Genomic DNA, 12,295 nt, shown 5'->3' with positions numbered 1-12,295 from the left:
GCCATGGCGACCATCAAGGACGTTGCTGCGCTGGCCGGGATCTCCTACACCACGGTGTCCCATGTGCTGAACAAGACCCGGCCGGTCAGCGAGGAAGTGCGACTCAAGGTCGAGGCGGCGATTGCCACCCTCGACTATGTGCCCAGTGCCGTGGCGCGCTCGCTCAAGGCCAAGACTACCGCGACCATCGGCCTGCTGGTGCCCAACAGCCTGAACCCGTACTTCGCCGAACTGGCACGGGGCATCGAGGATTACTGCGAGCGCAACAATTACTGCGTGATCCTCTGCAACTCCGACGATGACCCGGACAAACAGCGAAGCTACCTGCGGGTGCTGCTGGAGAAACGCGTCGACGGCCTGATCGTGGCGTCCACCGGCGGCGACGAAAGTTTCGCGGCCGGCCTGTCGGCGGTGCGCACGCCGATGGTGATCGTCGACCGGGGGGTCGTCGGCCTGGAAACCGACATGGTGCGGATCGACCACGAGGAGGGCGCGTACCTCGCGACCCGGCACCTGCTGGAGCTGGGGCACCGGGCGATCGCGTTCATCGGCGGGCCGGACAATACCAGCGTGGCGCAACTGCGCCTGGCCGGTTATCGCCGGGCGTTGCAGCGGGTGAAAGTCAAGGTGCCCGCCCAGTGGGTGGTGGCCAGCGACTTCACCAGCACTGGCGGTTATCAGGCGGCGGCGCTGTTGCTGGACGGTGACCGGCCCAGCGCGATTTTTGCCGGTAACGACTTGCTCGGCATCGGTGTGCTGCGGGCGGCGGCGGAACGTAATATCCGCGTGCCCGGCGAGCTGTCGGTCATCGGCTTCGACGATATCCAGATGAGTCGCTATGTCTATCCGGCGCTGACCACGGTTGGCCAGTCGATCCTGCAACTGGGGGAGACGGCGGCCGAACTACTGCTGCGACGTATTGCAACGCCGCAGGTGCCGATCGATCAGCGGATCGTGATCCCGAGTATCGTCCTGCGCGAGTCGACGGCGCCGGTCTCGACCGGGTTCGCCTGAGCCCTTGGGGCTGCAGCGCTGAATCTGACCGAATTGAATTCAAGAGTAATGATGCATGCAAGCAAAAGTAGTGGTCATAGGCAGTCTCAACATGGACCTGGTCACCCGGGCCGAGCGGTTGCCGCGCGCGGGTGAGACCCTGATCGGCCAGTCCTTCGCCACGGTTCCCGGCGGCAAGGGCGCCAACCAGGCGGTAGCGGCGGCGCGACTGGGGGCCCAGGTGTCGATGGTCGGCTGCGTCGGCGATGACGCCTACGGCCGGCAACTGCGCGATGCCTTGCTGGTCGAGGGCATCGATTGCCGGGCGGTCACCGCGGTGGACGGCGTGTCCAGCGGGGTTGCACTGATCGTGGTCGATGCCAGCAGCCAGAACGCGATTGTCATTGTCGCCGGCGGCAACGGCTGTCTGACGACCGATGTGCTCAAGGGGTTCGATGCGGTGCTGCAGGCGGCGGATGTGATCATCTGTCAGCTCGAAGTGCCGATGGAAACCGTCGGTTATGCGCTCAAGCGCGGTCGTGAACTGGGCAAGACGGTGATCCTCAATCCGGCGCCGGCCAGCGCGCCGTTGCCGGCCGACTGGTATGCGGCCATCGACTACCTGATTCCCAATGAAAGCGAGGCCTCGGCCCTGAGCGGCTTGCCGGTGGATTCGCTGGCGACTGCCGAGGCTGCCGCGACGCGCCTGATGGCGGCCGGGGCAGGGAAGGTGATCATCACTCTGGGGGCCCAGGGTTCGTTGTTTGCCGATGGCCAGGCCTTTGCGCATTTCCCTGCGCCCAAGGTCAAGGCACTCGACACCACGGCTGCCGGCGACACCTTTGTCGGCGGTTTTGCCGCCGCGCTGGCCTCCGGCAAGAGCGAAGCCGAGGCCATTCGTTTTGGCCAGGTCGCGGCGGCGCTGTCGGTCACCCGCGCCGGCGCGCAGCCGTCCATTCCCCATTTGTCCGACGTACAGGGTTTCAAACAGCCATGAAAAAAGCACCGCTGCTCAATATCGCGCTGTCACGCCTGATCGCCTCCCTGGGCCACGGCGACATGCTGGTGATCGGCGATGCCGGTCTGCCGGTGCCACCGGGTGTCGAGTTGATCGACCTGGCCCTGACCCAGGGTATTCCGGATTTCGTCAGCACCCTGCGCACCGTGCTCAGCGAGATGCAGGTAGAAAGCCATGTGCTGGCCGAAGAGGTCCTGCTCAAGCGCCCGCCGGCCCTGGAGCACCTGGAGGCCTTGAATGCCCAGGGCGATCTCGGACAGCGCCGGTTGCTCAGTCACGAAGAGCTCAAAGCGCTCAGCCGCCAGGCGAGGGCGGTGGTGCGCACCGGCGAATGCCAGCCGTACTGCAACATCGTCCTGGTCGCCGGCGTCACGTTTTAAATCCCAATCCATGCACAAGGAGTGCACCATGCACCGCTATGCTCAGATCTTGCAACGCTGGTTCCGGAGTCTGCTGATTTTGTCCTTGCTCACTGCTACAGGCGCCCAGGCGGCGGAAAAAATCGACCTGATCATCGACACTGACCCGGGGGCCGACGATGTGGTCGCGCTGCTGTTCGCCCTGGCTTCTCCGGAGGAGCTGCATATCCGTGCCCTGACCACCGTGGCCGGCAATGTGCGCCTGGACAAGACCTCGCGCAACGCGCGCCTGGCCCGTGAGTGGGCAGGGCGCGAGGAGGTGCCGGTGTATGCCGGTGCGCCCAGGCCGCTGCTGCGCACGCCGATCTATGCCGAGAACATCCACGGCAAGGAAGGCATTTCCGGCGTCACCGTGCACGAACCCAAGGCACCCCTGGCCAAGGGTAACGCGGTCAACTACCTGATCGAGACCCTGCGCGCGGCCAAGCCCCACAGCATCACCATTGCCATGCTTGGGCCACAGACCAACCTGGCGCTGGCGTTGATCCAGGATCCGGAGATCACCCAGGGCATCAAGGAAGTGGTGGTCATGGGCGGTGCGCACTTCAACGGCGGCAATATCACGCCGGTGGCCGAGTTCAACCTGTTCGCCGACCCGCAGGCCGCCGAGGTGGTGCTCAAGAGCGGGGTCAAGCTGACCTACCTGCCGCTGGACGTGACCCACAAGATCCTCACCAGCGACGAGCGCCTGAAGAAGATCGCGGCGTTGAACAACAACGCCAGCAAGGTGGTCGGCGATATTCTCAACGAGTACGTCAAGGGTGACATGGAGCACTACGGCATTCCCGGTGGCCCGGTGCACGACGCCACGGTGATCGCCTACCTGCTCAAGCCCGGGCTGTTCAGCGGGCGCCAGGTCAACATGGTGGTCGACAGCCGTGAAGGCCCGACCTTCGGCCAGACCATCGTCGACTGGTACGACGGCCTGAAGCAGAACAAGAACGTGTTCTGGGTCGAGAACGGCGACGCCCAGGGCTTCTTCGACCTGCTGACGGCGCGCCTGGCCCGCCTGAAGTAACACCCGGCACTGATTGTTCCCAGGCGCGGCAACCCGTAGCCCGGGGGCGATCAAACCGCTCGCGGCGACTGGGCACAAGGGCCGGTCGCATGCCAAACTCGGGTTTTGTTTTTTCTGGAACCCGCCCGTGCAGATCGACCTGAACAACCCCGCCAACCTGACCCTCGACGCTGTGCGCCAACTGCTCGCTTCGGCCAGCGATGACGTGCACACCCAGTTGCGCGTGACCCGTTCCGGCATCGCCTACCTGTCCTCCGGCGTGGTCGGTGGGCAGGATATCGACGGCCTGCTGTTCCGGCTGGAAACCTGGGCGGCCGGCTCGGGTTATGTCGGCAACGTCGCGGCCAGTGACGAGGTCTGGGTCATGCAGATCTTCAATGCGTTGAAGGAGAACTGGCCCAACCCGCCGTTCGACTACATCGACATCTACTGACTCAACAATTCGTTCATATTCAGTCACGATTCATTGTGCAGGTGAGTCGGTGGCTCAGGCAGACTTGTCCTGCGTTGCCGTAGGAATCAGGCCAACGATCATTCGGCATGCAACCAATGGCGTAAACGGCGGTCGCACGCACTCTACTTATTTTCTGAAAGGAGGCTTCATGCCTTGGAAGCTTGCATCTTTGGGGGCGTTGTTCGCCATGTCGGTCCTGGCGGGTTGCGCGAACAGTGGTTCCGCGCCGGCAGCCAGTGCGCCTGCCGGCGAGAGCGGCAATGGCAGCGGCCGTTGTGAAGCCAAAGGCGCCGAGTTCACGATCGGCAAGCAGGTCTCTGCCGAACTGCTGGAGCAGGCGCGCAGCCGCAGTGGCGCACAAAGCGCCCGCATCCTCGGGCCGGATGACATGGTCACGCTGGAGTACCGTTCCGACCGGCTGAACCTCAATGTCGACAGCACCGGCAAGGTCGAGCGGGTCAACTGTGGCTGATCGGCCGACGGTTTTGTAGCGCCCATAAAAAACCCCGCCACATGGACGGGGTTTTTTCAGTTCGCGGAAACTTACTCCGGACGAACCTGTGCAGCTTGCATACCCTTTTGGCCTTTCTCAGCCACGAAGGAAACGGTCTGGCCTTCTTTCAGGCTTTTGAAACCGTCGCTTTCGATAGCTTTGAAGTGTACGAACAGGTCGTCACCGCCACCTTGAGGAGTGATGAAGCCGAAGCCTTTTTCATCGTTGAACCATTTTACGGTGCCGGTTTGGCGATTAGACATGGTGTATCTCCAAGAAACATATATTTTCAGTAGTACTGTGCTGCTCAGGCCAACTGGGCACACTGGCCTATCATAGTCGAAATGTTCGACTTGGGAGCCCCCCGCAGCGGCGGATTGCCAATCAGTCGCGCTTTCTTTACCGCTGTGTTTGTCTGAGAGGCCCGGTTTAAAAGGCCTGCAGGTAAAAATGGCGGTGATAAAAAAAGCCGTAAAAGCTGCATAAAATGTGTGAAAAAGCTGTTTTTCAGGCTGTTTTCAGCCCTGAAGGCCTCACAAACGTCCCTGTTTCAGGGGCTATTTGACGACGCGGCAGGCGGCAATGGCGTTCAGGGCATCGGTCTTGAGCTCTTTACTCGGTTCTTTTTTCGTGTCCATCAGTTGGCTGATCTGCTCGGTGGTGAACTTCTCCTTGAGCCTGTCGGCACCACAGGCGCAATGTTGCTGCGCGACATTGACCGGGACGCTCTTGCTGGCGGCGGCGGTACAGTCTTTCATGTAGGCCTCGCGCTGGCCGGCGGGCCAATCCGCGTGGGCGCTCAACGGCAGCAGCAGGAGGGCGGGGGCGGCAAAGGCAAAAAGATGAGTCAGGCGCATGTTCGAATACTCCTCTGGATAAAAAAACGACGGGCTGGGTAGCGCTTGCCCTGTATTTGAGGGCGAGAGTGCAATTCAAGTTCACCCGGGCTGCAAAACCTGCGGACTTTAGCAGTTTGTGCGTCAGGCGAGGCGATGACCGTTCATCTGTGCTAGCATCCCCGACCTGGCTATTTCCGGCGTCGGTGCGGGTTGCACCCGACTGATGCCCCGCCATCAACCCTTTTTCTTGAACTCCAGTCACGGTGGTTCGTTTTCCGGTTGGCCTTGCGGCTCCTGCCACTGTGCGGCAGGCGTTCTTCACTGAACGGCTGGACGGATCATGTACTGGCTGCTCATCCCAACCCACGTGACCTTTGGTAGGGGTCACCACTAGGAGAGGAGGCGCCATGCCCACTATTACTCTTCCCGACGGCAGTCAACGTTCGTTCGATCATCCGGTTTCCGTCGCCGACGTCGCCGCATCCATCGGTGCCGGCCTGGCCAAGGCCACCGTGGCCGGCAAGGTCAACGGCAAGCTGGTCGATGCCTGTGACCTGATCGACGCCGACGCCACGCTGCAGATCATCACGCCCAAGGATGAAGAGGGGCTGGAGATCATTCGCCACTCTTGCGCCCACCTGGTCGGTCATGCGGTCAAGCAGCTGTATCCGACGGCCAAGATGGTGATCGGTCCGGTCATCGACGAAGGTTTCTACTACGACATCGCCTATGAGCGTCCTTTCACCCCGGACGACCTGGCCGCGATCGAGCAGCGCATGCAGCTGCTGATCGAAAAAGACTACGACGTGATCAAGAAGGTCACGCCGCGCGCCGAAGTGATCGACGTGTTCACCCAGCGTGGCGAGGACTACAAGCTGCGCCTGGTCGAAGACATGCCGAATGAGCAGGCCATGGGCCTGTACTATCACGAAGAATACGTCGACATGTGCCGTGGCCCGCACGTGCCGAACACGCGCTTCCTGAAGTCGTTCAAACTGACCAAGCTGTCCGGTGCCTACTGGCGCGGCGACGCCAAGAACGAGCAACTGCAGCGCGTCTACGGCACCGCCTGGGCGGACAAGAAGCAGCTGGCTGCCTACATCCAGCGCATCGAGGAAGCGGAAAAACGCGACCACCGCAAGATCGGCAAGCGCCTGGGCCTGTTCCATACCCAGGAAGAAGCGCCGGGCATGGTGTTCTGGCACCCGAACGGCTGGACCCTGTACCAGGTGCTCGAGCAGTACATGCGCAAGGTGCAGCGTGACAACGGCTACCTGGAGATCAAGACCCCGCAAGTGGTCGATCGCTCCCTGTGGGAGAAGTCCGGGCACTGGGCCAACTACGCCGAGAACATGTTCACCACCGAGTCGGAAAGCCGCGACTACGCCATCAAGCCGATGAACTGCCCATGCCACGTGCAGGTGTTCAACCAGGGCTTGAAGAGCTACCGCGAGCTGCCGATGCGCCTGGCCGAGTTCGGTGCCTGCCACCGCAACGAGCCGTCGGGTGCGCTGCACGGCATCATGCGCGTGCGCGCCTTCACCCAGGACGATGCCCATATCTTCTGCACCGAAGAGCAGATGCAGGCCGAATCCGCCGCGTTCATCAAGCTGACCATGGATGTCTATGCCGACTTCGGCTTCAAGGACATCGAGATGAAGCTGTCCACCCGTCCGGAAAAGCGCGTGGGTTCCGACGAGTTGTGGGATCGGGCTGAAAATGCCCTGGCCGCGGCACTCGACAGCGCGGGCCTGCCGTATGACCTGCAGCCGGGCGAGGGCGCCTTCTATGGTCCGAAGATCGAGTTTTCCCTGAAGGACTGTCTCGGTCGCGTCTGGCAGTGTGGTACCCTGCAGCTCGATTTCAACCTGCCTATCCGTCTCGGCGCCGAATACGTGTCCGAAGACAACAGCCGCAAGCACCCGGTGATGTTGCACCGGGCGATCCTTGGTTCGTTCGAGCGTTTCGTCGGAATTCTGATCGAGCACTACGAGGGCGCGTTCCCCGCGTGGCTGGCGCCAACCCAGGCCGTGATCATGAATATCACGGACAAGCAGGCTGATTTCGCCCTCGAAGTGGAAAAAACTCTGGCCGAAAGCGGATTTCGTGCCAAGTCCGACTTGAGAAATGAAAAGATCGGCTTTAAAATCCGCGAGCATACTTTGCTCAAGGTTCCCTATCTTTTGGTTATCGGAGATCGGGAAGTCGAGATGCAGACTGTCGCTGTGCGTACTCGTGAAGGTGCTGACCTGGGCTCGATGCCCGTCGCCCAGTTCGCCGAGTTCCTCGCGCAAGCGGTTTCCCGGCGTGGTCGCCCAGATTCGGAGTAATTATTATTAAGCGTGAAATGAGACAAGATAAACGAGCTGCACCGAAGGCCCCGATCAACGAGAATATCTCGGCACGCGAGGTTCGGTTAATTGGCGCTGATGGCGAGCAGATTGGCATCGTCTCGATTGATGAAGCGCTTCGGATTGCTGAAGAAGCCAAGCTGGATCTGGTGGAGATTTCCGCCGATGCAGTGCCACCCGTCTGCCGGGTGATGGACTACGGCAAGTCGATTTTCGAAAAGAAAAAGCAAATTGCTGCTGCGAAGAAAAACCAGAAGCAAGTGCAGGTTAAAGAAATCAAGTTTCGTCCAGGGACGGAGGAAGGGGATTACCAGGTAAAACTGCGCAACCTGGTACGTTTCCTGAGTGATGGGGACAGGGCCAAGGTTTCCTTGAGATTCCGCGGTCGTGAGATGGCCCACCAGGAGCTGGGGATGGAACTCCTCAAGCGGGTTGAAGGTGACCTGCTCGAGTACGGTTCGGTCGAACAGCATCCTAAGATGGAAGGACGCCAGCTTATTATGGTCATCGCCCCGAAAAAGAAGAAGTAACCACCAGGGCACGGCAGGCCTTGCGGTTATGTTTATCAACTGAATGCGGAGTATCCGAACATGCCAAAGATGAAAACTAAAAGTGGTGCTGCTAAGCGGTTTCTGAAAACTGCTAACGGTATCAAGCACAAGCACGCTTTCAAGAGCCACATCCTGACCAAAATGTCGACCAAGCGTAAGCGTCAACTGCGCGGTAGCAGCTTGCTGCATCCGTCTGACGTGGCAAAAGTCGAGCGCATGCTGCGCCTTCGTTAATTTTTGGATCAAGAATAGAGGAAGTAACTCATGGCTCGTGTAAAGCGTGGCGTCATTGCCCGTAAACGTCACAAAAAAATTCTGAAACTTGCTAAAGGCTACTACGGCGCTCGCTCGCGCGTATTCCGTGTTGCCAAGCAAGCGGTAATCAAGGCAGGCCAATACGCCTACCGTGACCGTCGTCAGAAAAAGCGTCAGTTCCGCGCTCTGTGGATCGCTCGTATCAACGCTGGTGCTCGTATCAACGGTCTGTCCTACAGCCGTTTCATCGCCGGCCTGAAAAAAGCGTCCATCGAGATCGACCGTAAGGTTCTGGCTGATCTGGCAGTGAACGAAAAAGCGGCGTTTGCTGCGATTGTCGAGAAAGCTAAAGCCACCTTGGCTTAAGTACCCCCCGACAATCACCCGGGTTCGCCTTTGCGGGTTCGGGTGTTAAACGTCAGTAAATAGGGGAAGAGCCTTAAAGCTCTTCCCCTATTTCGTATCTGGAGTCTGTACATGGAAAACCTGGACGCACTGGTCTCTCAAGCACTTGAGGCTGTGCAAAGCGCTGAAGACATCAATGCCCTGGAGCAAATCCGGGTTCACTACCTTGGCAAGAAGGGCGAGCTGACTCAGGTGATGAAGACCCTGGGGAGCCTGCCGGCAGAAGAGCGTCCGCAAGTCGGCGCCCTGATCAACGTTGCCAAGGAACGTGTCACAGAGGTTCTCAATGCGCGCAAGGCGTCGTTCGAGGAGGCGGATCTGGCTGCCAGACTCGCCGCCGAGTCCATTGACGTGACCCTGCCTGGCCGCGGCCAGACCTCGGGCGGTCTGCATCCGGTTACCCGGACTCTGGAACGCGTCGAACAATTCTTCACCCGCATCGGCTACGGCATCGCCGAAGGTCCCGAGGTGGAAGACGATTACCACAACTTCGAAGCGCTCAACATCCCAGGCCATCACCCGGCCCGGTCGATGCATGACACCTTCTATTTCAACGCGAACATGCTGTTGCGCACCCACACCTCGCCGGTACAGGTCCGCACCATGGAATCGCAGAAGCCGCCGATCCGCATCGTCTGCCCAGGCCGTGTGTATCGTAGCGACTCCGATATCACCCACTCGCCGATGTTCCACCAGGTCGAAGGCCTGCTGGTCGATCGCGACATCAATTTCGCCGATCTCAAAGGCACCATCGAAGAGTTCCTGCGGGTGTTCTTCGAGAAAGAGCTGGCGGTGCGTTTCCGTCCTTCGTACTTCCCATTCACCGAGCCGTCCGCTGAAGTCGACATGGAATGCGTGATGTGCAGTGGCAAAGGCTGTCGCGTCTGCAAGCAGACCGGCTGGCTGGAAGTCATGGGCTGCGGCATGGTGCACCCGAACGTGCTGCGCATGTCCGGCATCGATCCGGAAGAGTTCCAGGGCTTTGCCTTCGGCATGGGCGTCGAGCGTCTGGCCATGCTGCGTTACGGCGTGAACGACTTGCGTCTGTTCTTCGACAACGACTTGCGGTTCCTCGCGCAATTTCGCTAGTCGTAACGAATCTATTAGGAGAACAGGATGAAATTCAGTGAACAATGGCTGCGCGGCTGGGTAAGCCCGCAGGTGAGCCGCGACGAGCTGGTTGCTCGTCTGTCGATGGCCGGCCTCGAGGTCGATAGCGTGACCCCGGCCGCCGGTGCCTTCAGCGGCGTGATCGTCGGCGAGGTGCTCAGCACCGAACAGCACCCGGATGCCGACAAGCTGCGCGTCTGCCAGGTCAGCAACGGTTCGGAGACCTTCCAGGTCGTCTGTGGCGCGCCCAACGTGCGCCCGGGCCTGAAGATCCCGTTCGCGATGATCGGTGCCGAACTGCCCGGCGACTTCAAGATCAAGAAAGCCAAGCTGCGCGGCGTCGAGTCCAACGGCATGCTGTGCTCGCAAGCCGAACTGCAGATCGGCGAAGGCAATGACGGCCTGATGGAACTGGCGGCCGATGCGCCGGTGGGCGAAGACATTCGTGTCTACCTGAACCTGGACGACGCGAGCATCGAGGTCGACCTGACCCCGAACCGTGGCGACTGCCTGTCCCTGGCCGGTCTGGCCCGTGAAGTCGGCGCGCTGTATGCCGCTCCGGTCACTCGTCCAGTCGTGGCGGCGGTGCCCGCCGTGCATGATGAAGTGCGTTCGATCGAAGTCCTGGCGCCGGCAGCGTGCCCGCGTTACCTGGGCCGCGTGATCCGCAATGTCGACCTGTCGAAGCCGACCCCGCTGTGGATGGTCGAGCGTCTGCGTCGTTCCGACGTGCGCAGCATCGATGCCGCCGTCGACATCACCAACTACGTGATGATCGAACTGGGCCAGCCGCTGCACGCGTTCGACCTCGCCGAAATCAACGGCGGTATCCGCGTGCGGATGGCGGAAGAGGGCGAGAAGCTGGTACTGCTCGACGGTCAGGAAGTCAGCCTGCGTAGCGATACCCTGGTGATTGCCGACCACACCCGCGCCCTGGCGATTGCCGGCGTGATGGGCGGTGAGCACAGCGGCGTCAACACCGCGACCACCCGTGACATCTTCCTCGAAAGCGCTTTCTTCGACCAGATCGCCGTCGCTGGCAAGGCCCGTTCCTACGGCCTGCACACCGATGCCTCGCATCGCTACGAGCGTGGCGTGGATTGGCAACTGGCCCGTGAAGCCATGGAGCGCGCCACCGGCCTGCTGCTGGAAATCACCGGTGGCGAAGCCGGTCCGATCATCGAAACCGTCAGTGAAGCGCATCTGCCGGCCATTGCCCCGGTGACCCTGCGTGCCGAGCGCATCACCCAGATGCTGGGCATGGAAATGGATGCTCCTCAGGTTGAGCGTCTGCTGTCCGGCCTGGGCCTGGGCATTGTTGCCAGCGGCGCGGGGCAGTGGCAGGTCGAAGTACCTAGTCATCGCTTCGATATCAGCCTGGAAGTCGACCTGATCGAAGAGCTGGCGCGGCTGTACGGCTACAACCGCCTGCCGGTTCGTTACCCGCAGGCCCGTCTGGCCCCGAAAGCCAAGGCAGAAGCCCGTAGCGACCTGCCTGAGCTGCGTCGTCTGCTGGTGGCTCGTGGTTACCAGGAAGCGATCACCTACAGCTTCATCGATCCGAAGCAGTTCGAACTGTTCAACCCCGGCGTCGAGCCGCTGTTGCTGGCCAACCCGATCTCCAACGACATGGCGGCCATGCGTTCGTCCTTGTGGCCGGGTCTGGTCAAGGCGCTGCAGCACAACCTGAACCGCCAGCAGGATCGCGTCCGTCTGTTCGAAAGCGGCCTGCGTTTCGTCGGTCAGCTGGAAGGCCTGAAGCAAGAGCCGATGCTCGCCGGTGTGGTCTGCGGCAGCCGTCTGCCGGAAGGCTGGGCACAGGGGCGCGACACCGTCGACTTCTTCGACGTCAAGGCTGACGTGGAAGCGTTGCTGGGCTTTGCCGGTGCCCTGGACTCGTTCACCTTCGTGCCGGGCAAACACCCCGCGCTGCATCCGGGTCAGACCGCGCGCATCGAGCGGGAAGGGCGCCTGGTCGGTTTCATCGGCGCAATCCACCCCGAATTGTCGAAAACCCTCGGTCTCGACCGTCCGGTCTTCGTGTTCGAGCTGGTTCTGGCTGAAGTGGCTCTGGGCAAAATGCCGAAATTCAGCGAGTTGTCGCGTTTCCCTGAAGTGCGTCGTGACCTTGCGCTGCTGGCAGACAAGGGCGTGGCGGCCAGTGCCGTACTGGACGTAATTCGAGAAAATGCAGGCGAATGGCTCACAGAGCTCAGGCTCTTTGACGTCTATGAGGGTAAAGGCATTGATCCGCATAGAAAAAGCCTTGCAGTTGGCTTGACCTGGCAGCATCCATCGCGCACTCTTAATGACGATGAGGTGAATTCCACGACGCAAAATATCCTCACCTCGCTTGAAACCAGGTTGAACGCCACGTTAAGGAAGTGAC

The 12,295-nt window shown here is 60.8% G+C and carries 14 protein-coding genes; 12 read left to right on the top strand and 2 right to left on the bottom strand.

Translation table 11 applies throughout. The annotated features are described in order from the left end of the window. Positions 1-3 precede the first annotated feature (3 nt). The 6 genes from ACL9RJ_RS22855 to ACL9RJ_RS22830 all read left to right on the top strand — a co-directional run bounded on the left by ACL9RJ_RS22855 (position 4) and on the right by ACL9RJ_RS22830 (position 4,374). Positions 4-1,014 (top strand): LacI family DNA-binding transcriptional regulator, encoded by a 1,011-nt coding sequence (locus ACL9RJ_RS22855; protein ID WP_178990434.1) that lies wholly within the window; start codon positions 4-6, stop codon positions 1,012-1,014. Between the two features lie 55 nt (positions 1,015-1,069). Next, complete coding sequence (gene rbsK, locus ACL9RJ_RS22850) at positions 1,070-1,990, top strand: ribokinase (protein WP_177088400.1); 921 nt, start codon at positions 1,070-1,072, stop codon at positions 1,988-1,990. Continuing rightward, positions 1,987-2,391, top strand: coding sequence for a D-ribose pyranase (gene rbsD, locus ACL9RJ_RS22845; RefSeq protein ID WP_017128230.1), 405 nt, complete (start codon positions 1,987-1,989; stop codon positions 2,389-2,391). The genes rbsK and rbsD overlap by 4 nt, the downstream gene beginning before the upstream one ends. 28 nt (positions 2,392-2,419) lie before the next feature. After that, complete coding sequence (locus ACL9RJ_RS22840) at positions 2,420-3,448, top strand: nucleoside hydrolase (RefSeq protein ID WP_017128231.1); 1,029 nt, start codon at positions 2,420-2,422, stop codon at positions 3,446-3,448. 127 nt (positions 3,449-3,575) lie between these two features. Continuing rightward, positions 3,576-3,881, top strand: coding sequence for a hypothetical protein (locus tag ACL9RJ_RS22835; protein WP_017128232.1), 306 nt, complete (start codon positions 3,576-3,578; stop codon positions 3,879-3,881). Positions 3,882-4,050: 169 nt separating this feature from the next. Beyond that, the gene (locus ACL9RJ_RS22830) at positions 4,051-4,374 is read left to right on the top strand and encodes an I78 family peptidase inhibitor (protein WP_042936337.1); all 324 of its coding nucleotides are present in this window, start codon (positions 4,051-4,053) and stop codon (positions 4,372-4,374) included. Positions 4,375-4,445: 71 nt separating this feature from the next. On the opposite strand, the gene ACL9RJ_RS22825 is transcribed toward ACL9RJ_RS22830, so the two are convergent. Together ACL9RJ_RS22825 and ACL9RJ_RS22820 are read right to left on the bottom strand one after the other, a co-directional pair. Next, positions 4,446-4,658: a cold-shock protein gene (locus ACL9RJ_RS22825; protein WP_003179963.1), complete on the bottom strand. Its 213-nt coding sequence runs from the start codon at positions 4,656-4,658 to the stop codon at positions 4,446-4,448. Positions 4,659-4,952: 294 nt separating this feature from the next. Further along, a complete protein-coding gene (locus ACL9RJ_RS22820; protein WP_422765692.1) occupies positions 4,953-5,252 on the bottom strand; it encodes a hypothetical protein in 300 nt (99 codons plus the stop codon). 389 nt (positions 5,253-5,641) lie between these two features. Between ACL9RJ_RS22820 and thrS the strand changes: the two genes are divergently transcribed. The 6 genes from thrS (at position 5,642) to pheT (ending at position 12,294) form a co-directional block, all read left to right on the top strand. Next, the gene (thrS, locus tag ACL9RJ_RS22815) at positions 5,642-7,564 is read left to right on the top strand and encodes a threonine--tRNA ligase (protein ID WP_017128235.1); all 1,923 of its coding nucleotides are present in this window, start codon (positions 5,642-5,644) and stop codon (positions 7,562-7,564) included. After that, positions 7,564-8,115: a translation initiation factor IF-3 gene (gene infC, locus ACL9RJ_RS22810; RefSeq protein WP_177061863.1), complete on the top strand. Its 552-nt coding sequence runs from the start codon at positions 7,564-7,566 to the stop codon at positions 8,113-8,115. The genes thrS and infC overlap by 1 nt, the downstream gene beginning before the upstream one ends. Before the next feature lie 60 nt (positions 8,116-8,175). Then, positions 8,176-8,370, top strand: coding sequence for a 50S ribosomal protein L35 (gene rpmI / locus ACL9RJ_RS22805; protein ID WP_002553160.1), 195 nt, complete (start codon positions 8,176-8,178; stop codon positions 8,368-8,370). Positions 8,371-8,400: 30 nt separating this feature from the next. Then, on the top strand, positions 8,401-8,757 hold the full coding sequence (rplT, locus tag ACL9RJ_RS22800) for a 50S ribosomal protein L20 (RefSeq protein WP_007905879.1): 357 nt from the start codon (positions 8,401-8,403) through the stop codon (positions 8,755-8,757). Positions 8,758-8,868: 111 nt separating this feature from the next. Continuing rightward, complete coding sequence (pheS, locus tag ACL9RJ_RS22795; protein WP_017128237.1) at positions 8,869-9,885, top strand: phenylalanine--tRNA ligase subunit alpha; 1,017 nt, start codon at positions 8,869-8,871, stop codon at positions 9,883-9,885. A gap of 27 nt (positions 9,886-9,912) precedes the next feature. After that, positions 9,913-12,294 carry a phenylalanine--tRNA ligase subunit beta gene (gene pheT, locus ACL9RJ_RS22790; protein WP_017128238.1) on the top strand — a complete coding sequence of 794 codons (2,382 nt, stop codon included), beginning with the start codon at positions 9,913-9,915 and terminating at the stop codon, positions 12,292-12,294. Position 12,295 lies beyond the last annotated feature (1 nt).

This window comes from Pseudomonas sp. Mn2068, from assembly GCF_049319725.1.
Classification (GTDB): Bacteria; Pseudomonadota; Gammaproteobacteria; order Pseudomonadales; family Pseudomonadaceae; genus Aquipseudomonas; species Aquipseudomonas gingeri.
This window is presented reverse-complemented; position numbering and strand designations above follow the sequence as displayed.